Origin of the sequence: Desulfomonile tiedjei, from assembly GCA_016212925.1 — a bacterium.
Classification (GTDB): Bacteria; Desulfobacterota; Desulfomonilia; order Desulfomonilales; family Desulfomonilaceae; genus JACRDF01.
Window position 1 is genome coordinate 134,765 of sequence record JACRDF010000052.1, and the last position, 25,147, is coordinate 159,911.

19 protein-coding genes are annotated in these 25,147 nt (G+C 53.7%); 2 read left to right on the plus strand and 17 right to left on the minus strand.

The features are described from left to right. Positions 1 to 119 precede the first annotated feature (119 nt). The 13 genes from lepB to HY913_23995 all read right to left on the minus strand — a co-directional run bounded on the left by lepB (position 120) and on the right by HY913_23995 (position 14,221). On the minus strand, positions 120 to 782 hold the full coding sequence (lepB, locus tag HY913_23935; GenBank protein MBI4966351.1) for a signal peptidase I: 663 nt from the start codon (positions 780 to 782) through the stop codon (positions 120 to 122). 115 nt (positions 783 to 897) lie between these two features. Then, positions 898 to 1,722, minus strand: a complete 825-nt coding sequence (locus tag HY913_23940; GenBank protein MBI4966352.1) for a DDE-type integrase/transposase/recombinase — start codon at positions 1,720 to 1,722, stop codon at positions 898 to 900. Positions 1,723 to 1,802: 80 nt separating this feature from the next. Then, positions 1,803 to 2,951, minus strand: a complete 1,149-nt coding sequence (locus HY913_23945; protein MBI4966353.1) for a hypothetical protein — start codon at positions 2,949 to 2,951, stop codon at positions 1,803 to 1,805. Beyond that, complete coding sequence (locus tag HY913_23950) at positions 2,921 to 3,190, minus strand: hypothetical protein (protein MBI4966354.1); 270 nt, start codon at positions 3,188 to 3,190, stop codon at positions 2,921 to 2,923. Before HY913_23950 ends, HY913_23945 begins: the two co-directional genes overlap by 31 nt. 461 nt (positions 3,191 to 3,651) lie before the next feature. Further along, the gene (locus tag HY913_23955) at positions 3,652 to 4,368 is read right to left on the minus strand and encodes an ABC transporter ATP-binding protein (protein MBI4966355.1); all 717 of its coding nucleotides are present in this window, start codon (positions 4,366 to 4,368) and stop codon (positions 3,652 to 3,654) included. Between the two features lie 11 nt (positions 4,369 to 4,379). Beyond that, the gene (locus tag HY913_23960; protein MBI4966356.1) at positions 4,380 to 5,153 is read right to left on the minus strand and encodes an ABC transporter ATP-binding protein; all 774 of its coding nucleotides are present in this window, start codon (positions 5,151 to 5,153) and stop codon (positions 4,380 to 4,382) included. Beyond that, a complete protein-coding gene (locus HY913_23965) occupies positions 5,150 to 6,226 on the minus strand; it encodes a branched-chain amino acid ABC transporter permease (protein ID MBI4966357.1) in 1,077 nt (358 codons plus the stop codon). The genes HY913_23960 and HY913_23965 overlap by 4 nt, the downstream gene beginning before the upstream one ends. Before the next feature lie 76 nt (positions 6,227 to 6,302). Next, positions 6,303 to 7,190, minus strand: coding sequence for a branched-chain amino acid ABC transporter permease (locus tag HY913_23970; protein MBI4966358.1), 888 nt, complete (start codon positions 7,188 to 7,190; stop codon positions 6,303 to 6,305). A gap of 20 nt (positions 7,191 to 7,210) precedes the next feature. Beyond that, the gene (locus HY913_23975) at positions 7,211 to 8,326 is read right to left on the minus strand and encodes an ABC transporter substrate-binding protein (GenBank protein MBI4966359.1); all 1,116 of its coding nucleotides are present in this window, start codon (positions 8,324 to 8,326) and stop codon (positions 7,211 to 7,213) included. Between the two features lie 198 nt (positions 8,327 to 8,524). Beyond that, positions 8,525 to 9,643, minus strand: a complete 1,119-nt coding sequence (locus HY913_23980) for an ABC transporter substrate-binding protein (GenBank protein ID MBI4966360.1) — start codon at positions 9,641 to 9,643, stop codon at positions 8,525 to 8,527. 312 nt (positions 9,644 to 9,955) lie between these two features. Further along, positions 9,956 to 10,207 carry a DUF86 domain-containing protein gene (locus HY913_23985; GenBank protein ID MBI4966361.1) on the minus strand — a complete coding sequence of 84 codons (252 nt, stop codon included), beginning with the start codon at positions 10,205 to 10,207 and terminating at the stop codon, positions 9,956 to 9,958. Next, positions 10,197 to 10,490: a nucleotidyltransferase family protein gene (locus tag HY913_23990; protein MBI4966362.1), complete on the minus strand. Its 294-nt coding sequence runs from the start codon at positions 10,488 to 10,490 to the stop codon at positions 10,197 to 10,199. Before HY913_23990 ends, HY913_23985 begins: the two co-directional genes overlap by 11 nt. Before the next feature lie 188 nt (positions 10,491 to 10,678). Beyond that, positions 10,679 to 14,221, minus strand: coding sequence for an AAA family ATPase (locus HY913_23995; GenBank protein MBI4966363.1), 3,543 nt, complete (start codon positions 14,219 to 14,221; stop codon positions 10,679 to 10,681). A 661-nt stretch (positions 14,222 to 14,882) separates the two neighbouring features. Here HY913_23995 and HY913_24000 point away from each other — a divergent pair. Both HY913_24000 and HY913_24005 read left to right on the plus strand, forming a co-directional pair. Further along, the gene (locus HY913_24000) at positions 14,883 to 15,887 is read left to right on the plus strand and encodes a Gfo/Idh/MocA family oxidoreductase (GenBank protein MBI4966364.1); all 1,005 of its coding nucleotides are present in this window, start codon (positions 14,883 to 14,885) and stop codon (positions 15,885 to 15,887) included. An 804-nt stretch (positions 15,888 to 16,691) separates the two neighbouring features. Continuing rightward, on the plus strand, positions 16,692 to 18,230 hold the full coding sequence (locus HY913_24005) for a putative sulfate exporter family transporter (protein ID MBI4966365.1): 1,539 nt from the start codon (positions 16,692 to 16,694) through the stop codon (positions 18,228 to 18,230). Positions 18,231 to 18,631: 401 nt separating this feature from the next. Here HY913_24005 and HY913_24010 read toward each other — a convergent pair whose 3' ends face one another. The 4 genes from HY913_24010 to HY913_24025 all read right to left on the minus strand — a co-directional run bounded on the left by HY913_24010 (position 18,632) and on the right by HY913_24025 (position 25,135). Next, positions 18,632 to 21,526, minus strand: a complete 2,895-nt coding sequence (locus HY913_24010; protein MBI4966366.1) for a cation-translocating P-type ATPase — start codon at positions 21,524 to 21,526, stop codon at positions 18,632 to 18,634. 360 nt (positions 21,527 to 21,886) lie between these two features. Beyond that, positions 21,887 to 23,113, minus strand: a complete 1,227-nt coding sequence (locus tag HY913_24015) for a glycosyltransferase (GenBank protein ID MBI4966367.1) — start codon at positions 23,111 to 23,113, stop codon at positions 21,887 to 21,889. A gap of 238 nt (positions 23,114 to 23,351) precedes the next feature. Next, positions 23,352 to 24,653, minus strand: coding sequence for a TRAP transporter large permease (locus tag HY913_24020; GenBank protein ID MBI4966368.1), 1,302 nt, complete (start codon positions 24,651 to 24,653; stop codon positions 23,352 to 23,354). Continuing rightward, on the minus strand, positions 24,650 to 25,135 hold the full coding sequence (locus HY913_24025) for a TRAP transporter small permease (protein MBI4966369.1): 486 nt from the start codon (positions 25,133 to 25,135) through the stop codon (positions 24,650 to 24,652). Before HY913_24025 ends, HY913_24020 begins: the two co-directional genes overlap by 4 nt. Between the last annotated feature and the right edge of the window lie 12 nt (positions 25,136 to 25,147).

The following is a 25,147-nucleotide window of genomic DNA, read 5'->3' on the forward strand; positions in this document are numbered from 1 at the left end:
GGCTGGAGCCTGGGAACGAGAGCGTATGGCATTCGTGGCAGAAAAGTCGCCTAATTCCAACATGAAAGGGCACGGCATGCCGTGCCCTTTCATGTTTAGAAACCATATGATCGCGGGTTTTACCGAATTACGTTGAATAGCCGCCCCCATCGAATAGATGAGAGGTCTTGGGCGGAATAATAGATCAAGAATGCCTCACCCTTAACGTCATCGAGGGGAACGAATCCCCAGAACCGGCTGTCGTGGCTATAGTCCCTGTTGTCGCCCATCACGAAAAGGTGGCCGTCCGGAACTCTGAATTGGTGAAGATTATCTCGGGGGGTCCTTTCACCAGGCAACACGTTGCTATCGCGAAAATGAGCGTGGGTCTCGGGTGTCTCCTTGCCGTTGATGATGACTTTCTTATTTTTGATTTCTACGGCATCCCCTCCAACGGCCACAACCCTCTTGATGAAGTCTTTGGTACGGTCCTCGGGATACACAAAGACGATGACATCGCCTCGCTTCGGCTGGGAGATCTGGGGCCATCGAGCCTTGGTAAACGGGATACGAATTCCGTAGTTCAGCTTCCAGACGAGAATGTGATCGCCGATAAGCAGGGTAGGCTCCATCGAGCCTGATGGTATTTTGAATGCCTGAACAAACAGGGCTCTGATCAAAATCGCGAGAATGATCGCTACCACAAAAGCTTCAGAATACTCCTGAAAGATATTGCGCTGCGATTTCTCCTGTGTGGGTGCAGGCTCGGGTTTTGCCTTCTTCACTGATCTTTCTCTGCTCATCCGCTCCGGTGTGCGCTCCTTGTGCGCGGACTAATAGCGCGAACAGCCTTTATAAAACATGACAGCAATGAAGTAAAGCGAGTTGTTGCGTTGGTAGTGTCCTAGTTTGAAATTCTCAATCTGCAAGTTGTGCGATTTCTTCCAGGGTCCAAACATGGCTGGTGACCTTAGCCTCCATCGCTGGTGTCACGCGTAGCGTCTTATGAATCCGTCCAAAGTTGTAATACATAAAGTGCAGAGCTACCGCGTGCATTAGATTCTCAACCTTCTTGCTGAAAGCGTTTGTCAGTCTCGTGAATCGTCTCATGGACATGCGCATCGTCAAATTCTGTCTCTCCACGTAGCTCGTTGAAATATGAGAGTCATGGGGCTTGCCCGTGATCGGGGTGCGCTCTGCCCTGATACACTTAGCTTGGCTATATCTTCTTTCCCCTTCCAGATCTTCGCCGTAGATCTTCACGAGCATGGCGTAATCAATGTCGGCGCCGAATGCGCCTTCCACTGCATTCAAATAAGCTCTATGGCCATCAGTGCTTAATTGTACGCGGTGGGTAAGCCGAGAGGCTACATCCTGCATGAAAAACTCAGCGGCTTCACCGTCACGGGGGCCGACCAGAAAAGAAAGAACCAGCTTCGTATCCGCATCAATGGCCGTCCAAGTCCATACATCCCCGTATCCAAACTGACCCTTCTTGTCTTCGGGTACGTTCTTTTCTTTGGCGTAGCAGAATGACCAAATTTCATCACACTGCACGCGCTTACAAGAAAGACCACGCAGCGCCTTGTCCTGATATTCCGCGCAGACCCTGCCTACATCCACAAGCAGCTTTACGACTGTATCTTTTGAGACCCCGGTCAATCTAGCAGTTGCCCTGATGCTGTTGCCCTCAACAAGACAACCCAGAATCGCCGCCCTTTTTTGTATGTCTAGTCTATTCATAATAGCCATTATGCTTGAGCGGTTAAGTAATGTCAAGAAAAAAATAGCCGGGTAGTAAGAAACCCGGCTATTTCCTTTATTCAGCTTGCTTTCGGAGTAGCGGCAGTTCGTTTTTTATTGGCAGCTTGTCCCCTGCGATTAGGTCTTCGACCATTCGGCTCCACGGTTTTTGGGGGGGCCGATATGCGTTCTCCTCTCTGAGCTGCAACAGCCGCCGCAGGTCTTCCATCATTTCCTGGCTTGTTTGCATGTTGTTCCTCCAGTGGTTGTGTTCCTTGAATTTCGTCGGATAAAAAGAATATTTGAGGAGTTTTCGCTCCTTCAATGGGGTTTATTACTGCGTTTCCCACAATAACCGCCAATTCAGCGGCAGGTCCTTCCGCAAAACTTACTCGGTTAAAGATGTTTTGAGCTTCATAGCCATCAATGACAAATCCATGTGAGACATAACCCGATATCAAGCGGTCCAACCCCTTTTCTTTTAAGTTATGACTTACTTGATCAAGCATTCTTCCGTATTGATTGGCAATATTTAGAGCACGTCCGACCTCACCCACAAATTCGGGATTGATCTGAGCGCAGATTGGGGCCACTAGGCCTGTAGTAAGATCAGCGGCTATTTTTCCAGCAGTCTGTACAGTGATCCGGCCTTCGCTTCCGTATATCAAGTTCACAAAAAATCGGTCAAAGGCGGTAGAGGCTTGTTGGGTTATGGTATTAAGGGCAGAATTTATAGCCCATCCAGATGTTTGCCCTCCAAGTTCGTCTTTCTTAAGAATTTGAACATCTAGTGGACCCAATTCGCCGTATGGCGAAAAAATAAGTTCATGGGCACCTATGGCCACGAGAGTCCCAGCACTTTTGCACAAACCAGCCACGAAGCATTGGAACTTGCCGTAATTACACTGTAGGCACTTAGCTATTAAATAGGCAGCATCAGGATCGCCGCCAGTTGTTGCCATAATCAACAACACCTGTTGCCGTCTATTTCGACCTAAAACAGTATCAACGAATTGCTTTATGAAACTACGTTCGAGAGGGCCATTGTAAAACAAAACATCCGCCCCGGTCTCTTGGGCTACCCGGTTAGCTGTTTCCTTAAGAAAGTCTCTTTTGTTGGCCTTGCCTGCCGCGGGCATACTGCAAGCCGGAGAAGACATGACTGAGTCCAGCCCTAACGCAGCCTCCAGATTTTCGATTACGGGTTTGATTTCTTCTTTTTTTCCCATCTCGCGTACGCTGCTTTCTTAGCGATTTTTGATCTCTGTTCAGCCGTGAGCCTTTGTGCCCGTACCAAGCCGCCTTTTAATCCGCCCAACCTCCCTAAAGCTACAGCGTTCGGATTCTTTTCCTCTTTTTGCGGTTCTATTTCCAGGAGAGCATCCTCGATAGTAGCTTCCTCAACGATACGCGCGGCCAGGAGATTCAAGTCGCGCGGCTTCTTTTTCTTGCTTGACCGCTTATCCATACCCCTGATTATGTCATGACGAGAAGAAAAATACTACTATTAATCGGATTCCTTCGGAGAGTCAAACACTTTCAAATTAGGACACTACCGTTGCGTTGGGTCGTTCGGCAGTGGATTTTGGCGCAGACGAAGCACAAGGTAATGCGTCGCATTACTCCCGCGCCCCAACTGCATGGGCCGATCCCAATCTGACCGGGGGGGACTGAACAGAGACCCTGGTTCCGCGAGCGAGCTTTCAAGAACGAGAAAATGAAACCGGCGGGTAGGATGACGAGCATCCTAACCCCCCGGTTTGCCGGTTTGAAGGCCCCTCCCTCCCCCGAGGTTGAGGCCGGGTCCTTCCCTACCACCAGAGTCATTCATAGTCAAGTCAGTTCTGGGGTTTATTGATGTAAGTTTTTGCAGCGTATTGAAGTTGAGGGAAATGCCGCGCGAAACCGGATTCAAGTCTCCGGTCGGTTTTAGTTCGTGATGCTTTCCCCCAGATAAGCCTGTTTCACCCTCGGGTCGGCCAGCAATTCCTCGCCGGTGCCCTCCAGGATAATCCTGCCGGTCTCCAGCAATAGCGCATAGTCCGCGATCTTGAGAGCAGCGTTGGCGTTCTGCTCGATGAGAAGGACCGTGATACCTTCTTCGCGGATTTTTTGGACCACTTTAAACACCTCGGCCACTACGAGAGGAGCGAGCCCTAACGAAGGCTCATCCATCATCAGCAACCTGGGCCTGGACATCAAGGCACGTCCTATGGCCAGCATCTGCTGCTCGCCGCCGGAAAGGGTGCCGCCAAGCTGGTCCGCTCGGGCTTCAATGATCGGGAAGGTGGAAAATACCATTCCCATAGTCCGAGCTATATCGTTTTTGTCATGGTTATTGTACGCCCCCATGAGGAGGTTTTCTCGGACCGTGAGATTTGCAAATATCTTCCTGCCTTCCGGGACGTGCACCAGGCCCAATCTTTGGATTTCATGTGGGGGGATTCCGCGGATGGTCCTTCCCTCAAAGAGGATCGTACCGGATGCAATCGGAATCATCCCGGAAATAGCCCTCACGGTGGTGCTCTTGCCCGCGCCGTTGGCTCCCAGGAGCGTCACTATCCGGTTTTCCTTTACGTCCAGAGAAATGCCTCTCAAAGCCTGAATTCCATCGTATCTGACGCAAAGGTCTTCTATTTGGAGCATCGATCTCAATTCTATTCTTCACCGGTTCCGAGATATGCTTTAATGACTTTCTCGTCTCGCTGGATCTCTTTCGGGGTCCCCCATGCAATCGGGATCCCGTGGTCGATTACTCTTATTTTATGGCAAACGCCCATTACGAAGCTCATGTCGTGCTCGATCAAACCTATCGTGAGGTTAAGGTCCGTGTGCAGTTTTGTCAAAAGTCGGCTGAAATCCTGTGTCTCAATGGGGTTCATTCCGGCAACAGGTTCGTCCAGCAGAAGCAGCACGGGGTCCAGGGCCAGGGCCCTTGCAATTTCCAGCTTCCTCTGGCTTCCGTAAGGAAGGGATGAAGCTTTTTCGTTTCTCATTTGAGTCAGCCCCATTATTTCAAGCAACTCCTCGGCCCTTGCCAGCACGCGATGCTCGTCGCCGGCAAAGCGGCCCAGCCCGATGACCGCTTCCAAGAAGGAGTAGTTAATCCACGAATGACACGCGACCATCACGTTTTCTCGCACTGTGAGGTCACTGTAAAGACGTATGTTCTGGAAGGTCCTGGCAATTCCGGCTCGAGCCACTCGATGGGCCTTCCACCCGGTTATATCAGTGCCCTGGAATGTGACCTTCCCTGTGGTGGGCCTTATCCTGCCGGTTATCGCATTGAAGGCCGTGGTCTTGCCGGCTCCGTTGGGGCCTATGAGGCCGATTATTTCGCCCCGGCCTATGTCCAGGTCAAGATTGTTCAGCGCGGCGAGGCCGCCGAATAAAACTGAGAGTTCCGCGATACGGAAAAGCGGCTCAGTCATCCGTCATCCCTCGCAGATCTGCAACGTTCCCGAATCCAGTCAAACAGCTTTTGCCAGGAGAACTCTTTTCTCCCCATCAGCCCGCTTCGTGCGAAGAGCATGACCAAAATCAGCAGGAAAGAAAATATAACCATCCGCATCCCGGGGATGCCCTCGTACTGAAAGCCGAACAATGTTGCCGGTTCCTCGAAGATCCTGAGAAGCTCTCCTCCCCACGTGACCAGCACCGCCGCAATGACCGCGCCTGTGGTACTTCCCAGGCCGCCTATCACAATGATTATCAGCAGGTTGAATGTCAGGATAAACGTGAAAAGGGAAGGCGAGATCGTAGTTATGAGGTGGGCCAGCAATCCTCCGGCCACACCTTCAAAAAACGCGCTGAAAGTAAAAGCCAGGGTCTTGATCCAAAAGGCATTGATGCCCATAGCCTCGGCAGCGGCCTCGTCTTCTCTTACGGCTTTCATAGCCCTCCCGTAAGAAGAATTCACCAGGCGTACGACGCAGAAGACAGTGACCAGGCAGACGCCCCAGCTCCACCAGATGTTCGTATGAGGCGTCAGCCCCTTTAGCCCAAGCGGTCCGTTAGTGATTGGAACCAGATTGTTGGCCACCACTTGAATCACTTCCCCGAACCCAAGGGTCACGATGGCAAGATAGTCTCCCCGAACCCGAAAGACCGGAACCGCCATGAGCAACGCGGCAAAAGCGGTGACAAGGCCTGCTATGAGCAGTGAAACCGGAAAGGAAATGCAGATGTCGGACAACGGCCAGATTATGGGCTCGATTATGAAAGAGCGGGCTTTCTCTTCCGGAGAAAGAGTCAGTAGAGCGCTGGTATAGGCCCCCACTGCCAGGAAAGCGTTGGGTTCCAGCGAGAACTGCCCGGTGATGCCGTTGATGAGGTTGTAACTAACCGCGACGATTATGAATATGGCTATGTTGTTGAGGATGCGGACCGAATACTGAGTGAAGTGATTGTCCGCGTACCAGATGAACCCCAAGAGGATCGCGACTGCTGCTCCGGTAAGAATTCGATCACGTGCCATTTTTGTCCGGAAAGGCTCCAGGTTCATATCCAAAATACGATGTGCCTACAAACAGGAAATCTACGAGGGCGCTTCTTGTGTAACCGCGGGCGCCCCGCGACCGTCAATCAGGCAATTCTTCACCCATTATTCCCGTGGGCCGGGTCAAGAGAATGATGATGAGTACCGAGAACGCTATTGCGTCCCGGTACCCGGACCATTCGGGTTCTATGGCTACTATGAGGATTTCCGCAAGTCCCAGGATCATTCCCCCGAGGGCTGCGCCCGTAACATTGCCAATGCCTCCCAGCACCGCGGCCACAAAGGCCTTCAGACCCGGGATCACTCCCATGAACGGCTCTACCGCCGGGTACTTCATGCACCACATGATTCCGCCGGCAGCGGCAAGCACGGAACCCAGGACAAAGGTGAACGATATGACTCGATTTATGTCGATCCCCATCAGGCGAACCGTCTCCATGTCCCTGGATAAGGCCCTCATAGCCATGCCCGCCCTGGAACGATGAATCACGAGTATTACCCCAAGTAACAAAACCGCGGTAATGCCAAGGATCCAGACCGACAAAATGGGTATCCTGACATCCCCTAAACTCAAGGAGCCTTCAAAGATCGCAGGGGTCGGGAAGGACTTGGGACGCCCGCCAATGACTACCAAACCGAGGTTTTCCAGCAGGAACGACACGCCAATGGCGGTTATAAGGGCGCTAATCCGAGGACTTCTCCTCAGAGGCTTGTAAGCGCCTCGATCAATCAGGATGCCCATAGCCCCTGTCAGGATCACGGCGATGCAAAATGCCGCGAACCAGGGCAATTTGAACATAATTATGCCGAAAAAGGCTATGTAAGCCGAAACCATTAAGAGATCGCCGTGGGCAAAATTGATAAGGCGAAGCACTCCGTACACCATAGTGTAACCAATGGCCAACAGACCGTACAGGCAGCCGACCGTAAGCCCGAAAACAACTTGCTGAAGGATAAACTCCCATTCCATGCGTCAGTGCCTATCGTAGCTTAGGGACTTATCGTAGTAACGTAAACGAACTGGCCGTTCTGCACTTTGTTTACCACCATGGCCTTGATCGCGTTGCCGTCGGGTTTCAGAGTAATTTTTCCCGTGACCCCGTCAAACTCCTTGGTGGATGCAAGAGCGTCGCGGATTTTAGTAGGCTCCGCGGAATTGGCCCTTTGAATCGCATCTACAATTATAAAATATGCGTCTGCGGCCATTGCCGCGAATGCGTCCAGTTCTCTCCCCGCATCTTTCTCGTACATGGCCAAAAACCTCTTGCCGCGGGCGCTGTCTATCATGTCCCGATGAAAATGAGCCGTAAAATAGACCCCTTCAACCGCACTGCCGCCCAACTGTATCAATTCAGGGGCCTGGGCGCCGTCACCCGTAACTATAGGCGCAGTCACCCCCAGATCTCTGGCCTGCTTGGCCATTAAAGCACATTCGGTGTAATAGATCGGAGCGTAGATAAGGTCAGGCTTTGCGGCTTTGATGGTACTCAATTGCGGGGAAAAATCCCTGTCACTCGACTTGAATTTGGTCTCCGCAACTATTTTGCCTCCTTGTTGGATGAATTCTTTTTTAAAGAAAGCAGCGAGAGCCACGCAGTAATCCTGCGAAATATCGTAGATTAGAGCTGCGGTTTTTGCCTTTAGTTGTTCCGTGGCAAGTTTGGCTGCAATCCGTCCCTGGTCCGGGTCAATAAAACAGACCCTGAAAATGTATTTCTTACCTTGTGTGACCAGGGCATTGGTAGCGGTGGGGGAAACCATGGGGACCTTGCTCCGCTCGGCAAAGTCTGAGCCTGCCATGGTGTTGCCGGAAATCATCTCTCCTATTAGAGCCGACACACGGTCCTTTTCAATCAGCCTGTACACCGCATTGGCAGCTTCAACCTTGTCCGACTTCGTGTCTACCAGTCGCAGTTCAACCGACCGGTCGAGGACCCTGGGTTCCATCTTGTTCGCGACTGTAATGCCGCTCCAACCCATCTGTCCGTAAGCCGCAACGCCTCCGGTCATAGGAAGGTAAGCGCCGATGAGAACAGGTTCCGCCGGCCACGCGGCATGCACAAGCGTACATAGGACCGCAACTGCTATGGCGAGAACTCTTAGCATCGCTGACCTCCAATCTCCGCGATAGGCATCGCCATTCCCAGCTTGCGCCGTCACCCCGGCCAAAGCCGGGGTCAAGTATTTGCCTGGATTCCGGCCCCGGTTTTCACCGGGGTAAACTTAAGACCGCCGGAATGACGACAGTGACTCTCCCTCCGCGAAATTGAACTGTCACCTCCGCGGCCAACTATTACTATTTTTTTAGGGATTTATCGTCGTCACATAGGCGAATTTTCCGCCCTTGACCTTGTTTATGACCATGGCCTTTATGGGGTTGCCGTCCGGCTTCATGGTGATCTTGCCGGTGACACCGTCGAAATCCTTGGTTGTTACAAGGGCTTCGCGGATTTTTCCCGGGTCGGGTGAGCCCGCCCGCTTGATAGCGTCGAGGATAATGAAATAAGCGTCCGCTGCCATTGCCGTAAACGCGTCAGGCTCTTTCTGTTTGGTTTCTTCCTCGAAAACCTGGAGGAACTTTTTCCCGCGGTCGCTCTCAATCATGTCTTTGTGGAAGTGAGTGGTGAAATAAATGTCTTCCACAGCCTCACCGCCGAGTTGTATCAGCTCCGGCGCCTGGACGCCGTCTCCGGCAAGAATCGGAACGTTCAAGCCCATTTCGCGAGCCTGTTTTGCCAGGAGTGCGCATTCGGTGTAGTAGATGGGAGCGCATATAACGTCGGGCTTTGCGGCCTTAATACTGGCCAACTGTGGCGTAAAATCCCTGTCTCCGCTCTTGAACTTCGTCTCGGAGACCAGCTTGCCGCCGTCTTTGGTGAATTCACGCTTAAAGTAAGCTGCCAATCCCACCGAGTAATCCTGAGAAATGTCATAAATAAGCGCCGCGGTCTTGGCCTTGAGTTCGTCTTTGGCAAGTTTTGCCAGAATGCGTCCCTGGTCCGGATCGAGGAAGCAGACTCGAAAGACGCATTTCTTGTTTTGATTGACAATAGGGTTCGTGGCCGTAGGAGAAACCATCGGGATCTTGCTCCTCTCGGCCAGGTCGGAGCCTGCTATGGTGTTTCCCGAGATCATTTCGCCTATTATTGCTACGACTTTTTCCTTCTCGATGAGCCTTGACACCGCGTTGGCGGATTCAACCTTGTCGCTTTTGGTGTCAACCAGCTTGACTTCCACGGGGCGGCCAAGGACTTCCGGCTCCATTTTTTTCGCGATGGAAATGCCGCTCCATCCCATCTGGCCGTAGGACGCCACACCGCCCGTCATGGAAAGATAGGCGCCCAGTACCACGGGTTCCGCGGCCCAGCTCGCAGTGGCCAGCCCAAGTGTTAACATCAAAACCAGGGACAAGATTCTTGCCATCGATCCACCTCCGGAACGTGATGGGGGAGCAGTTTACATGAAAATTGAGGTTTGTGGTGGGAAACTTTTTAGTCGCGATGGGTCCGGGTTAATCGCTATTCCACACTCGTCATTCCGACGAAGGCCCGGGTCCAGCCCCGCGAGGAACGCGGGATTGAAAAGACTAAATTCCGGCTCCCGCCAGAGTGACGGCCAAACGGCATCGAATTGAGCAACTCAATCGGATCTCTATGCGAGGATCTCCTTCAACAAAGGGATGACCGGGGGCAGGTCTTGATGGATGGTGTTCCACAGATTTTGTGGATTAACGCCCTAGTAAACATGTGCTATCAGATTACGCATATCGGCCATTTGACGCCACGGAACCGAGGGGTAAGCGGCGACTATTTCATCGGGAATGTGGCGCACTGCTTCACCAATGATGATGAATTTTCGTTCGACGGCATCCAGCAAGAGATCGTTCCGAGAGAATTCCTCGCATGGCGTATCGCCAACGTAAGCCTGAATGCGTTCGATGGTTTTGATAATATCCTCTACGAAGAATTTCCAACGCCTAGATGACATATATGGCCTCTCCGAGAATAACATCTTTCAGGGCCGGGTGTATGCCCTCACGAGTTATGAGATCCACCTTCTCAACCCCGAGCATCTGCTCAATCATGTGCTTCAGGTCGCTCAAGCCAAAGAGACCTATTGGTCGGTTCAACTCGACCACCACGTCCACATCGCTGGACTGGTCAGCCGCTCCGCGCGCTACAGACCCAAAGAGGGCCAACGACTTGACGCCTTGGGCCTGCAATTCATCCTGGTGTGCGACGAGGCGTTTGATGACTTCTTGTTTGGTCATGCCTGACGCTCCTTTTCGATCCTTTGACAAGTTTATCACGCGATGGGGGCAATCGGGAATGGTGTTTAAATTACTCGGCTTCCAAGGCCAGGCTGTTTTCCGGACGCCGTGGCCGGTAATATCATTCCGTCAATCTCCTGTGATCACGGCGCCTGAAATGGCCGGCAGGATGCCGGTCCTACCGGGGATCACGGGCCTTGCCTCACCCGTTCCAGCTCCTCCAGATCCCGTTCCAGCCCCATTTCTTTAAACAGTGTTTCGGCCTTTTCCAAATAGCCGTTTGCGTCTATTCCATTGAGCTGTTTGTACTTGCTCTGAGGTTCGAGAAGGCTCTTCCCTACTTCAAAATATGTGCGAGACAAATCCGGCCGTGCTCCGAGTCGTTCACCTTCCTTTATGGACCTGTCCCACCATTTGAGGGCCTTGCGCTGCCTGCCGATGAGCCAGTAGTAATCCCCAACCAGTCTGAGAATCCACGTCCTGTAAGGAGCATACTTCTTGGAGGCTCGGACCGCCTGTTTTGCGGTCCGGTAAGCGGTCCTCTTCTGGTGCAGGCTATCCGATTGGCTTCCGCTTCGGAAGCCGTCTTTCATCAGGTGAATGTGCGTCAGAAAACGGCCGACCAAAAACGGGGCAAGAAATAGCGGTATAACCCTGCCTTGCTCTGACAAAATGAGTTCTCCATCCCGTATGGAGCGTTGGCACAGCTTCGTTTCACCAAGGAGCGCTTCGGCTGTGGCTCTGTGTCCGAGGAATCTCAAACGATGTGGCTCGAATCCTACTTCATCCGTTAGGAATACTGTCTTCTCAACAGAAAGTATTGTCTGATGCAGCCTCAAAGTCCTGACTGATATCGCTGCTAACAGATTCTCATAGAACATCCGGGCAACCGCGTGGTCGTAACTGTCACTAATCCAAAGAAGCTTCTGTGCCAACAGGTCGGCCGAATCGAATGATCCTTGCTCTATTTTGAGAATTCCCAGATTATGAGTGTAGATTACCACCATGTCCAGTTCCCCGGATCTGACTCCTTGGTCCAGCAGTGAGTCGTCCAGATCTGCCACGGAATTCCATAAGCCCGTGTATAGGGCGTTCAACAGTCTGTTCGCAGCGTACGAAATCTCACCTGAGCCCTTCCAATCTTTCCGGATGGCTTCTGCGCGTTTCAAAAGCCTTTCACTAATTGAATAAGACAATGCTGGCGCGTAGAAAGGAGCGGCTGAACCAGAAGCCCATGCCAATCCTTGGGGTACACTCCTAATGTCCAAATTCAGTACCCGTTTGGCAGTTGATAGCATTTCGAAGAACATCCTGCGGTTGTTAACCTGTACAAGCGACAAGGCCCTCTTGTACATGAGATCCAGGATCTCGACTTCTCGCGGGTTTGGCACTCTCATTCTTCGTTGCACTGGAAAATACAGGAGAACTGCAATGGTGAACAGATCGTGCATTGCTCTTATTACGGGTGCGAGTTTGCCAGTGGAACAACGGTAGCCTTCACGATTTAATGCTTGATCGAAGTACAGCACTGCTTCCGAGGCCCTGCCGCGATTGTAGTGAGCCAAAGCAAGATTCTTCTCGAACCATGCCAACTTCTTTGGGTCGGCAGCACTGCCGCACCGACCTTCATAGAGCCTCAATGCGTCTCGGAAATAATTCAATGCCTCGCTGGAAGCTGAAGAGCGGAGGGCTTCTTCCCCGGCCTTTGTCATGTATTCTTCTGCTTTGTCCGGATCTTCACCTTTGCTGTAGTGAAAGGCTAGCATGCCATAGAATTCATGCAGCCGTTCCCGGAAGATCTTCTCTATGGACTGGGCCACCTTGAGATGAAGCGCCTTGCGTTGCTGAAGGAGGGTTGATTCGTACGCTGCTTCTTGAGCTAGGGCGTGTTTGAAGAGATACTCCAGCTCCTGCATGCGCATACGATCCCGGATGAGCTGGATACCTTTCAGATATTCAAGCCTGCGGTCCACATTTTCGATGGAATCTGCCACGTCCTTGATGACCCGGTCGAAAAAGCTCCTTCCAATCACCGAGGCCATCTTGACCAACTCTTTGGTTCGCTCTTCAAGCCGGTCGATCCTTGCCATCAAGACATCATTGATAGTCGGCGGGATGACCACTTTTTCAATCTTCTCCGTGACCTCGAACCCGCCGTCTCTCTTGACGACCGCTCCCTCATCAATAAGGGAACGGACCACCTCTTCGATGAAAAAGGGATTTCCTCCGGCTCGCTCCACAATTTGGTTCTTGACGGCGTACGGAAGCCCTTTTATCGCCAGCATATTGTCGATCAGGGTTTCGCTGTTTGTCTGGTCCAGGGGCTGGATGGTTATTTCCACATAGCAACCAGGGAGCCTTGTTCCTATGCTTGCAATTTTGCCGTCATCAGTCGCAAAGTACCCCGGTCGGAAGACGTTGATGAAAGCGATCCGGTGCTTCTCAGCCAGACGACAAAGAGCTTCCAGCAGCTCAATGGAGCTGGTGTCAGCCCAGTGAAGGTCTTCCATGACAACTACGGTCGGCCGTAATTGGGCTCCCTTGATCACAAGTTCCCGCACGTTCTTGAAAATGAGCTTCTCCAGGGCCTCGCCTTCTATGCCCTTTACCCGTTCCGCATGTTTTCCCATGAGCTTCATGCTCATGAGGGTTGCTACAAATGGCAAAATCTCTTGAGTTTCGTCAGGATGGACCTGCCTTATGGCTTTCTCAAGCTTGTCGAAAGCCGCGGCCTCCGAGTCTCCCTCTGCGATACCTGACCACTGCTTCAGAAGATCAATGATGGGATGGAAGCTCAGGTTCTTGCCGATGGAGATGGCCCGGCCTTCCAGGAGGGTTACGCGCTTCATTATATGGCTCTTCTTCAACTCCGCGATGAGGCGCGACTTGCCGATTCCCGCCTCGCCGATGACATTCACGACCGACCCTTCACCGTTGATTGCCTTCATCACCTGGAACTCAAGCTTGTCCAGCTCTTTGTCTCTGCCCACCATCTCGGAGAAGACTTGCCGATCGGAACTGATGCCCCTAGTGGGAAGCATGGCCGAGATGACCTTGAATACGTTTATGGGCTCTGCCTTGCCCTTTGTTCTCCTTGGCCCCAGATCATCAAATACGAAACGCGTTTGAGCCCTACGAACCGTCTCCGCGCCCACGAATATCTCATCGGGACCAGCCATGCCGCTCAGGCGGGATGCAACATTCACCGCGTCGCCTGCTACCCCGTGGGTGCCTTTTTCCGGGTCCACGTCCGCGGTCACCACGAGCCCTGTGTTGATTCCGCTGTGCATGGTGAGTGGCGCGCCGACCCGAGCATCGTACTGAGGGCTTAAACCCTTGACGAGTTCATGGATCTCCATTGCCGAGTGGATTGCGCGGATGGGGTCGTCCTCGTGGGCACGAGGGATGCCAAAGAAGGCCAGGCACCCGTCACCCATCACCCGCTCGATGAAGCCCTCGTACTTGGCCACGATCTGTTTGACCCCGGTAAAGATGCGGCTGGTGATCTCCTTCACCTGCTCAGGGTCGAGCTTTTCGGTCATCGCGGTGTAACCGGAGAGATCGGAAAAGAGGGCTGTGACATGTTTGCGCTCAGGTTCGGGAATAAAGGTGGGCTTGGCAGGTTCCGGCAGGAAACCAGGATTGGCATCGGTAGCTTGCAGGCTGGTACCGCACTCCCCGCAGAAATTCATGCCCGCCGGATTCTCGAATTGGCATTTCGGGCACTTCATGGCTTCCCCCGCCAGACTGTGGAGAGAGGACGATCGGCAGCGTTTCTAATCCGCGAACATGTTCAACCTGGTGGAATGAATGATGATTGTCTCTACCCCCTGATAATCCCAGTTCACTCTAATTTGCAGCGGGACCTTTGTCAATCCGTTCCTTGCAGGTATCCGGTGCAGCATGGTCACGAGCCAAGGTTTTCAAATTTTGTTGGGTGGGTTTCTGTGATCGAGCGAGAGTGGAGGGACAGCCTTGTCCCGCCGCGTTCGATTAGTCTTGGTAGGACCGGTCTCTTGCCGGTCCTACTATGTGCCTGGGCATGCTGCGTTGACGCAAGGCGGGCATATCGTCTGTCCGACAAACCTCATTGAACGATGTCCAGGGTGTAAGCCATTTTCTGACCCGCTACATTGCCGGGCTGCTCGAAAGGGTTGCGTAGCCTTTCCGTTATACCAATTGCCACAAGTTTTGTCCGATTCGAGGCAGCCTGACACCGTCATTCCGGTGCCCGCCCCGGACTTTGATCCGGGGTTCGCCGGGGTGACGAGTGTTGAATAGGTCATTGCTTTTGGCAGTGGCCACAAACCGTGTGGGACGACGTGCCGAGCGCGGCTACGAGTGAATAGGATAGTTTGACGAAACGCCGGAGCCCGTGTATGTTCCCTTTCCATGAAGAGAGCAGGAACAGATCTCAGGGTCGGGGTTATCGGTGTAGGCACTATGGGCCAACACCATGTGAGGATCGTCTCCCGAACTGCGGGGGTTTCGCTGGTCGGATTTCACGATCCTGATCCTTCAAGGTCCGCAGAAATATGTCAGCGGCATGGCTGCGAATGCTTTGACAGTGTGGAAGCGCTCCTGAAAAGGGCCGACGCGGTAAGTGTGGCCGCGCCCACTTTTCTCCATCTTGAAATTGGTAAGAAATGCCTTGAGCGAGGCATTCACGTTTTGATGGAAAAACCGTTGGCGGACAGCGTTGAAGCGGCCGAAGAACTGGTCGAACTGGCCCGCGACGCGGGGGTAGTTTTGGCAGTGGGCCACATAGAAGCGCACAACCCGGCTATGGCGGCTCTGATGGAAAGACTTGAAGCAGAACCCGAAGGAATAGTCTCCATAGACGCTCGCAGGCTGGCTCCATTCGACGGGACGCGGTGTTTGGACGTGGACGTTCTCTATGATTTGCTCGTGCATGACATAGACCTGGCCCTTGAGATAACAAAGTCGCCGATAACCGGGGTATCCGCAGCAGGACGGTCCGTCTTCTCCAAACAGACGGACGTGGCCCACGCGAGGATCGAGTTCGGAAATGGCACCATAGCCGTTTTTTGGACGGGCAAGTGCTCGCCCAAAAAGGTGCGTTCCGTGACAGTGACCACTCCTCGGCGGTTCATGGTAGCCGACACCTTATCCCCATCGCTGACCGTGTACACCGCGGAACAATTGCCTGCAATGGCAGACGGAGTGTGCCTTATGGGCGGGATTCAGTGCGAAGAGGTATCCCTTCTCAAGGAAGAGCCTCTCCGGCGGGAACTCGAGAATTTCTTCTCCGCGGTACGGGGCGGAGTCCGCCCGTTAGTTGACGGAAACAGGGCCTTGAAAGCCTTGCGAGCGGTTAGTCTGATCGCCAGGTCGATCGAAGAAAATGGTAGAGAAATCAGAGGCCATTGGGCCTGACTAATACAAGCTTGCGTTCATCTCGGCCGCAAAAAATTCGGTTCAGCTTGCGAACAGCCCGTAAACAACGATCCGCAGGGCCGTCGAAGGCGACGCGTAGCCCATTCTAATCGGCTTTACAATCCATTATGTGTATGGTAGCTTCCATTCAGCCTGTTTTCTGAGCCTCTGGTAGCAGTAGCAGGAGGCGGACCATGCGGGGGAAACAGCCGGCGCTGCGTCAGCGCCTAGCCTGTCAATGCAAATCAAATACGAGCGGTACTTCTGCCGGTTTGTCGTACGACAAACGTTTGCCTGTCCGCTGGTTCCATGCGGATTCGCAAGCAATTTTCGCGATTGACCCGAGGCCGATGGTAAGCACGCTCGCCCGAAATTCCGGAAATACTCCCAGTTCTATTCCTTTGCCCCAACTGAGTCACGTGAAGGTGCCGGGCCGCCACGGCTTGGGCCTTGAGAAAAAGCCAACGGAGACGCTTAAACGCGCGAGCCGCGAACAAGCCTGGCGGGCTTTATTAGCGATAGAACGTCGGCGGGGCGTATTTTAATGTAGCGTAAATGATTTTGTGTTACCGTCTTGGTGGTGACGGAAAAAACAAACAAACTTGGCAAACTTTAGCTGGAGGGAGGTGAAATAAAGACAAACGAGGAAACAGTTCCCACTAACATTTTGCAGGTGGGCTTCCGTCATGGGGGTCGCCTAATGCATTGCAATTGTAGGAAAGGGCTCTCCTGTCGGGACGGAAACGAGGTGTTCCGGCCTAAACCGGAGTACATTTTCTATCAGAGAAAAGGAGGTAGTAAGCGATGGCAAACGACAATAGAGGCTGGTCATCGCTGGTGAAGACTGAGGATTGGCTGGCCGTGTGGATCGGATTTTTGATCATTATCCTCACGCTGGCCGGACTCACGGTGACCATTCCGAAATTCAAATGGGCTTCCGAGGGCGAGTTTACAAAGTTTGTTGCTGGAGCTATCCCCACAGTTGATAAGATCGCTGCAAGAGCACAGGAAAAGGGCGAGACAGCGCTTCAAACTCAGGCCGCTGCCGTCAAGTCCGCTCTGGCAACTGGAGACAGAAAAGCAATCGGCGACGCGGGTAAGAAACTCGAAGCAACTTCAAAGGAGGTCAAAGACTCCGGCCTGAAGAAGATGGCCGGCGCCGTGGGCAAAGAGATCAGCGGCAATTCAGGCAATCTGTTGAGCAAGGTTTTTTCTGCCGACAACATAAAATGGTCGATCTATATCGCGATCGGAATGTTGATCCTGAGCATAATAGCCATGGCGCTCATGGGGGAGATGGCCGGCACTTTTATTGTGGGTTTCTTCGTCGTGTACATCCTGGCGTGGATCGCCATGTTCATTGCCGGCAACTTAACGGTCAACTACTATGGGATAGAATATGTCCTATGGTGCCTGTTCCTGGGCCTTTTCGTAAGTAATGTGATCGGTCTTCCGGAATGGCTCAGGCCGGCTGTCAGGACCGAGTTCTACATCAAGACGGGTCTGGTGGTCCTGGGATCGGGCATTCTGTTCAAGGAGATCCTGGAAGCAGGAGCGCTGGGCATAATACAGGCGATTGCGGTCGTCGGTATCGTGTGGTACCTGTGTTATTGGGTTGCTCGCAAGCTACAGGTGGATGAAGAATTCTCCGCCATTCTGGCGAGCGGAGTTTCGATCTGCGGTGTCTCGGCAGCCATAGCCACCTCAGGCGCGATAAAAGGTGATCCGAAGAAACTCAGCTACGTGACGTCTATTGTTTTGATTTGCGCTGTTCCAATGCTCATTCTTCAGCCACTCATAGCCAAATGGGTGGGGATGCCCGATGCAGTGGCAGGGGCATGGCTGGGCGGAACATTAGATACCAGCGGTTCCGTGGTGGCCGCGGGGGCACTGATCAGCGAAACGGCCATGAAGGTGGGCGTCATCGTCAAGATGTCCCAGAATGTGCTTATCGGTTTTGCAGCCTTCATTCTGGCGGTCGTCTGGGCCTTCAAACAGGTCGAGAATGTCCCGGGAGCAGGTAAGCCGAGCGCGATGGAAATCTGGTACAGATTCCCCAAATTCGTCCTTGGTTTCATGATCGCATCGCTGGTTTTTTCGTTTCTTCTAGACCCCAAAGTCGTGGGCGCGGTCAAAGGGCAACTGGGAGGCATCCGGACCCTGTGGTTCGCTCTGGCCTTCACATGCATCGGCCTGGAGACGAATTTCGGCGAACTGGCCAAGCTCGGTGGAGGAAGGCCGGCCGCAGCTTTCGTGATTGCCCAGGGCTTTAACGTTTTGTGGACGCTCTTGTTGGCTTACATCTTGTTCGGCGGTTGGATCTGGGCCGTGCCGCAGTTCTAGAATTGTAGAGTCTGGTTAAACAAAGGCTGGAATCAACCGAGGGGCGACTTTGATGTCGCCCCTTTTATTTTACTCTTTCACGCAGAGGATTACTTCGATAGTAATTCTCAAGAGTGTTCGCGGAACGAAATCGCCCTGCCGGACAAGCCAGCAGTGGTCCCGACTACAAGTAAATCACCTGATTTATAGCAGTTGCCAAATTTTGGTCTTTTGCACGGCCCGCGTTTTAAAAGAATCGGTAGGGCCCGGCGTCCCTGCCGGACTTAACTAGTTGATCTGTAAATAAAAAATGTGCCGACACGGAGGCCGGCACCTACCAATTTCCCAGAGGCGCTTTTCATAATCGGACACTATTCTTGACACTTACCATGATTAACCGGGAGCTACCATTAATCCTCCGGTTATCCTTTTCTCCTTAGCTGCCATTTGGTGATCTCCTCAACTACTGCCGGGACTAGCGCAAGGCCGAGCACCACTTCCCACTCAGTCAGGCTGAGGGGATTGGTGTTGAAAATGGGATTTAGGAAGGGAACGAAGACGGTCACAACCAGCATCAAGATGGATACCAGCACCGCGGCCACCAGCCAGGGATTGGAAAACGGGCCAATTTGGAAGAGAGAGAGCCGCTCCGAGCGTACGGTGAAGGCACGGAACAACTCGCACAGGGAAAGCGTGACAAAGGCCATGGTTTCCGCAGTCTGTACATCCACGCCGGCCCAGTCGTGCTTGAGGACGAAGAGCACGGGGTTGACGTCCGCGGGCAGGGCGTTGGTCGCCTGGAGATGCCAGATGAGCCCCATGAAAAAGGCGCCTAAAGTGGCTCCCGTCTGCGCAACGGTCTGAACCAGTATGCCTAGTCGCATGGGACCATGAATAATAGGTTCGGTTTTGGGGCGCGGCGGGTGCTCCATCACGTCCGGGTCTCCCTTTTCTTTCGCCAGTGCAAGGGCCGGAGCGCCGTCGGTCACCATATTGAGCCACAAGAGTTGAATGGCCGTTAGCGGGCTGGGAAGGCCGAAAAGGGTCGGCAAGAAGATGATCATAATCTCGGCTACGTTGGATGAAAGCAGAAAAAAGACGAACTTGCGGATGTTCGCGTAGATGATGCGGCCCTGCTCAACCGCGGCCACAATGCTTACGTAGTTGTCATCGGTGAGCACCATATCGGCGGTCTCTTTGGCCACATCAGTGCCGGTGATCCCCATCGCGATGCCGATGTCCGCTCGTTTGAGCGCGGGAGCGTCGTTAACGCCGTCACCGGTCATGGCCACGACTTCGCCCTTCTGCTTAAGCCCGTCGACTATGCGCACCTTGTGTTCGGGGTTAACGCGCGCGAACGCGTCGGTTGTATCGAGAGCCTTCACCAAACCGGCCGCGTCCAGCTTGTCCAGTTGCGCTCCTGACAAGACTTGGTGCCCCGGCGCCAACAGACCGATGGTTTGTCCTATGGCCGCGGCGGTATCCGGATAGTCGCCGGTAATCATGATGGTGCGGATCCCGGCGCGGCGAGCCCTCTCGATGGCCGGGGGTACTTCGGGTCGGGCCGGGTCGATGAGCCCAAAAAGGCCCAAGAACACCAAGCTGTGCTCCACCGCCTCGGGGGTGGTCGCTTCAGGTGGGACGTCGCCTACGCGGTAAGCCACAGCGATCACCCGTAAGGCTTCGTTTGCCATTGCGCTGTTCGCGGACAGTATCCGAGACCGGACCTCCTCGGTTAGCGGCTCGGGCGAGTCATTGACGCGTTGGTAGTGCGTACACAGTTGAGCGACCACATCCGGGGCGCCTTTACAAGCTGTCACGTACAGCTTTTCGGAAGTTCCCGAATAGTTGCCGAACGGGCCGTTTTCGCCGTTCAAGGGAGCAACCGCTGCCAGAACCGTGGACATACACTTTCGCTCGGAGTCGAAAGGGATCTCGCAGACTCGAGGATACGCGCATTCCAGTTCGAGTTTTTGCATCCCCGCCTTGGCCGCCGCCACTACCAGAGCACCTTCGGTGGGGTCTCCCACCACGCGATAGGTCTTTGTGTCCTCCGATTCTCCGGACCTGTCCAGGTAGGCATCGGAGGCCAACACCGCGGCTCTAAGCGCTGTGGCCGCCCCCGAATACTGGGCCATGTCCACAGGTACTCCGCTTAACTTAAATTCCCCCTGAGGCGAATAACCTTCGCCCGTCACATCGAAAAAGTGGTCATCGACCCAGAGGGACACGGCTGTCATCTGGCTTTGAGTAAGCGTGCCGGTCTTGTCGGAGCAGATAACGCTGGCCGAGCCGAGGGTTTCAACTGCGGCCAAGCGACGGATCAGGGCATGCCGCCTTATCATTTCGCGCATGCCTATCGCGAGAGTGATGGTGACTACCGCAGGCAGTCCCTCAGGCACCGCGGCAATGGCCAAGCTTACGGCAATCATGAACAGCTCGCTGAGCACGGTGGAGAATCGGCTCAGGTACACCAGGGGACCGCCGTCGGGTGCCACGATGACCCTGAGGCTGGTCTGGTTGAACATGGCCACCGCGAACACGATCGCGCAGATGGCCAGCGCTCCATAACCAAGCTGTTTGCCGAGCTGATCCAGCCGCTGTTGCAGGGGCGTGGGTTCGGCTTCCAATGTCTGGAGCATCTCGGCGATGAGGCCCATCTGGGTGTGCATGCCTGTGGCTACCACTATACCGCGGCCACGCCCGTACGTAATGAGAGTGCCCATAAATGCCGAGTTGCGACGGTCACCCAAGGGAATATCTGCCTCCAGATAAGCCTGAGCGCTTTTGTCCACGGCGACTGATTCACCAGTCAGGGCTGCTTCGTCAATCCGCAGGTTCACCGATTCCACCAGACGTAGGTCCGCGGGTACGTAGTTGCCGGCCTCCAGGATCACGATGTCTCCCGGCACAAGGTCACGGCTGGGAATTATCGTGCGCGATCCGTCACGTACGGTGGTGGCGTTTGGGGCCGCCATCTTCTTGAGCGCGGCAAGCGCCTCTTCGGCCTTCGATTCCTGCAACACGCCGATAATTGCATTGAGCAGCACTATGGCCATGATTGCCACGGCTTCCACGTAGTCGCCCAGCAACGCAGAGATCACACTCGCCACGATGAGCATCATGACAAGGAAACTCTCGAACTGCTGCAATACGAGTTTCCAGAAGGGCGGCCGCGGCGCCTCTCTCAACTCATTGGGGCCGATTTCCGCGAGGCGTTTTTCCGCGGCCTCAGAGGTGAGACCGTGTTCCAGGTGAGCCATAAGCTTCTGTGCAATGGCCTCGGCCGTTTGGCAATGCCAAGCTTCGCCTGACATGACCGACTGTTGTTTTAGCTCCGTGGGCGGCATCCAGTGCTCCTTAAGGAAATAGGTGGCGATTCTCGGAACCAATGGCCGATATCGCAAATGACATCGCGGGGACGGTTATGTTGCCCACCACCGCAAATAGAAAAGATAGACGCCTGGCTCAGCGAGAAAGAACCTGTTTGCACAGGCTATCCTTCCGGCGCGGGCACAGTTTCGGCGATCAGCGCCGGGCCGGCCCCTCGTAATGACAATGTACGCGCAGTTCTTCTTTCTCTCGTCATTGCGTGCTGACCCGGCGGCGCCCAAATTCACAGACGATTGAATTCTTTGAGCGCCATTGTCAAGCCCCGGGCTTGCCGAGGGTGTATTTTAGCAAACGCTTTTACCGGAACCCACGTGGTTTGAAGGCGGATCGGCCTTGCTCCCCAAAATGCGCCGAAATATCATGTCGAATTCCGCGGCAGTGGAATCCCAGCTCATTTCCGAGTCTAGCAGTAGTTCTCGTCCGGCCCTGCCCATCTTCTCCACCATGTCGGGGTTGGTCACGAAATATAGAAGGCTCCGCCGAAGCTCTTCTACGTCACCCGGCTGGAAGAGGAGCCCTGTCTCCCCTTCACGAACTAATTCGGGAATGCCCCCGACCCTTGACGCCACTACCGGAAGGGCCGTGGCCATCGCTTCCTTAACCACATTCGGGCTGCCTTCGGTAAAGCTGGGCAGGCAAAGGACATGAGAGGTCCTCATTGCTTGCGCCACTTCGTTAGGAGGCAATAACCCGGTCCATTCGGTACGCTCATTCAAGCCCATCTGTTCGCAGATCGTCTTCAATTCTTGCGCATAGTACCCGTCACCTACCACCGTTAGCCGAACCTTGCTCAATGCAGGATGGGCCATTGCCTCGAATAGAATTTGAAGCCCTTTTTTAGGAACCAGCGCCCCAACGAAGATGAGGCTCAGCTTACCCGGTTCTGACACGGCTCCGGTGGATGGATGAAACATATCCGTGTCCACCCCAAAAAGCGGAAGATGGCATTTCTCGGCAGGGGCGCCCAAGTCCCGCATGATCTTCATGAGTTCCGCGCTAACAGGGGCCACCATGTCGGCCTTCCTGATTACCCATTTCGTTAAGACCCGCCACAGGAACCGGTCCCGCGCAAGATAGCCGTCGTCCCCTCTAAAGGAGACCACCAGAGGCTTTCCAGTCAATGTTTTCAGGATCGCGCCAACCAGGCCCGCGCCCAGCCAGTTCGCGTAGATAATGTCCACACCTCGAGCTTTGGAGAGTGAGCTGAAAACAAAGGCCGACATCATGGGTGCCACTTGAACTTTCGCGAGCCAGCTTTTGGTAATGTTCTCAGGAATTCCGCCCAGTCCGGTGGTCAGCCTTTCCAAAGAACGGGGCCAGAAGTATCCGAACCGAAACGACTCTATGCCGTCTAGAGTGGTCCCCCCATGTACCAGGCCGTTGGTTGGGGCCACCACCTTAACGCTGTATCCTCTCCGCTGAACGGCCTTCAAAAGGTTGGCTATGAATACTCCTGCCGGGTCTTTTTCGTGCGACGGATAAGATGTCGTAAGAACCAGTAAACAGGGCATTAGTGATTTTCCCGCCAACAATCCGAGCGCAATATCAGTTCGCTTTCATAGTACGAGGATAAGCCGTCGGCAAGATGTCATGCCGCTTCAGGCAGGATTATCAAAACTGTTACAGGTTGGCAATAGTGCTGGACGCGAGTATGCATTCTAAAGGGGAATTTGCTGAGTAAACTTCGTTGCAGACTGTCCGGCGCGGTTTCCTTGTGGTCCATGCAGAGGCTTGGACGTCCCTCCTCTCTTACTTCATGAACAGATTGGGCAGCCACAAGGAAATTTGAGGAAAGAATAGCAAGACCAGAAGGCAAATGGCCATGCCCGCGACGTAGGGGTAGATCCCACTGTACACTGTAGAAACAGGTTCCTTGGTCACGCCTGAAACAACAAAAGCGTTAATGGCCATTGGGGGAAGAATGACTCCTATCATCGTAACCACGCTCACTATCACACCGAACCAGACCGGATCGTATCCCAGCTTCAGGACCACCGGCAGGAAAATGGGTGTAGCCAGAATCAGGAAGGCCAGATCTTCGATGAATGACCCTCCGATAAGGTAAACAGCGATAATTATAAGCATGATGATGTTACGGTCAACTTCGAGGCTTTGCAGCCATGTGGCAACCAGATAGGGCGTGCGGGTGACTGCAAAGAAATGACCCAGAATAGTGGCCCCGGCTATGAGCATTATCACCATGCAGGCGATGCGAAGGGTATCGCTCACAGCCCGGACAAACCGTTTCAAGTCCATGTCCCTTTTTGCAAGAGTAAGCAGGAAAACAGCGAATGTGCCTACGCTTCCCGCTTCAGTGGGTGTGAAGAACCCCATCATCAGGCCCCCAACCACCAGCAAAAAAACCACTAGAACCCATATAACCGAAGGTATCGACGCGAATCGCTCCTTCCAGGTTGATTTATCGCCTTTTGGCCCAAGTTTGGGATTGAGGAGGCTCCAGCCGAGCAAGGTAACGACAAAAGAAAATGCCACCATCAAGCCTGGCAATATGCCGGCCAAAAAAAGACGGCCGATAGATGTTTCGGTCAGAATTCCGTAAATAATGAGCACTACGCTAGGAGGAATGAGTATTCCAAGCGTCCCGACCGTGGCGACGGTTCCACAAGAAAGCCTTCGGTCGTACCCATACCTGTCCATTTCCGGGACGGCAATCGTGGCGAATGTGGCGGCAGTGGCAGGCGATGATCCGCAAATGGCTTTGAAAGCTGTGGCCGCAACCACCGTGCCTATGGCCAGGCCCCCCGGAACATGCCCGATCCACTTGTACGCACAATCGTACAAACTGCGCGCGATTCCCCCGCTGGCCCCCAATTGACCCATCAGAACGAACATCGGTATGACGGTGAACCCGTACGAAGATAAAACGCTGTAGATGTCCTTGGCTACCAGGTTAAGGGCGGCGTTCACATTGACGATTGCAGCAAAGCCTATGAAGCCTGCAAGAGCCATGGAAAAGCCTATTTCCAGCCCCATCAGGAAGAACACGAAAAGCAACAAAATGACAAGGATACTTATAGTCGCGACGCTCATGGCTCCGTTTCCCGTTTTCCCACTTGAAACAACTCGACGAGCAACACCAGGCACTCCACGAAGCAACATGTGGCGATCCCGTACGCCACCGGATAAAGCGGCACCTGGAGAGTCAAGGTGGTCTCGCCCGTTCTCCTGTAGTCGCCCGCGAGTTCCCACAGGTTCCAGGCTATGATGAGGAAAATGGCTATGGCCAGCAGTCTGGTAAGTACCTCAAATCCCTTTTGAAGTCCGACCGGCAGTTTGCCGGTGAGAAAATCCATCAACACATGCCCCCGTACTCTGGAGGTTTGCGGAATGGCAAAACCAATTACCACCGCTCCCAGCAAGCCCACAAGCTCGTACGTGCCTACAATAGGCCTTTTGAAAGCCCTCAAGGCAACATCCGCGACGGTAAGGACCATCATGCCTGTGAGCGCGACGCCGGCCACCGAGTACATGATTCTAGACAAGGTTGTAACTATCGCTGATAGTGTATTCATCGCAGTTCAGCT

What these genes read in the sequence shown, in the direction of transcription:
- HY913_23985 (MBI4966361.1), bottom strand. Translation starts at nt 10,207, where the DNA reads ATGTCATCTAGGCGTTGGAAATTCTTCGTAGAGGATATTATCAAAACC.
- HY913_23995 (MBI4966363.1), bottom strand. Translation starts at nt 14,221, where the DNA reads ATGAAGTGCCCGAAATGCCAATTCGAGAATCCGGCGGGCATGAATTTC.
- HY913_24010 (MBI4966366.1), bottom strand. Translation starts at nt 21,526, where the DNA reads ATGTCAGGCGAAGCTTGGCATTGCCAAACGGCCGAGGCCATTGCACAG.
- HY913_23960 (MBI4966356.1), bottom strand. Translation starts at nt 5,153, where the DNA reads ATGACTGAGCCGCTTTTCCGTATCGCGGAACTCTCAGTTTTATTCGGC.
- HY913_23955 (MBI4966355.1), bottom strand. Translation starts at nt 4,368, where the DNA reads ATGCTCCAAATAGAAGACCTTTGCGTCAGATACGATGGAATTCAGGCT.
- HY913_23945 (MBI4966353.1), bottom strand. Translation starts at nt 2,951, where the DNA reads ATGGGAAAAAAAGAAGAAATCAAACCCGTAATCGAAAATCTGGAGGCT.
- HY913_23990 (MBI4966362.1), bottom strand. Translation starts at nt 10,490, where the DNA reads ATGACCAAACAAGAAGTCATCAAACGCCTCGTCGCACACCAGGATGAA.
- HY913_23940 (MBI4966352.1), bottom strand. Translation starts at nt 1,722, where the DNA reads ATGAATAGACTAGACATACAAAAAAGGGCGGCGATTCTGGGTTGTCTT.
- HY913_24020 (MBI4966368.1), bottom strand. Translation starts at nt 24,653, where the DNA reads ATGAGCGTCGCGACTATAAGTATCCTTGTCATTTTGTTGCTTTTCGTG.
- HY913_23950 (MBI4966354.1), bottom strand. Translation starts at nt 3,190, where the DNA reads ATGGATAAGCGGTCAAGCAAGAAAAAGAAGCCGCGCGACTTGAATCTC.
- HY913_24005 (MBI4966365.1), top strand. Translation starts at nt 16,692, where the DNA reads ATGGCAAACGACAATAGAGGCTGGTCATCGCTGGTGAAGACTGAGGAT.
- HY913_24000 (MBI4966364.1), top strand. Translation starts at nt 14,883, where the DNA reads ATGAAGAGAGCAGGAACAGATCTCAGGGTCGGGGTTATCGGTGTAGGC.
- HY913_23965 (MBI4966357.1), bottom strand. Translation starts at nt 6,226, where the DNA reads ATGAACCTGGAGCCTTTCCGGACAAAAATGGCACGTGATCGAATTCTT.
- HY913_24025 (MBI4966369.1), bottom strand. Translation starts at nt 25,135, where the DNA reads ATGAATACACTATCAGCGATAGTTACAACCTTGTCTAGAATCATGTAC.
- HY913_24015 (MBI4966367.1), bottom strand. Translation starts at nt 23,113, where the DNA reads ATGCCCTGTTTACTGGTTCTTACGACATCTTATCCGTCGCACGAAAAA.
- lepB (MBI4966351.1), bottom strand. Translation starts at nt 782, where the DNA reads ATGAGCAGAGAAAGATCAGTGAAGAAGGCAAAACCCGAGCCTGCACCC.
- HY913_23970 (MBI4966358.1), bottom strand. Translation starts at nt 7,190, where the DNA reads ATGGAATGGGAGTTTATCCTTCAGCAAGTTGTTTTCGGGCTTACGGTC.
- HY913_23975 (MBI4966359.1), bottom strand. Translation starts at nt 8,326, where the DNA reads ATGCTAAGAGTTCTCGCCATAGCAGTTGCGGTCCTATGTACGCTTGTG.
- HY913_23980 (MBI4966360.1), bottom strand. Translation starts at nt 9,643, where the DNA reads ATGGCAAGAATCTTGTCCCTGGTTTTGATGTTAACACTTGGGCTGGCC.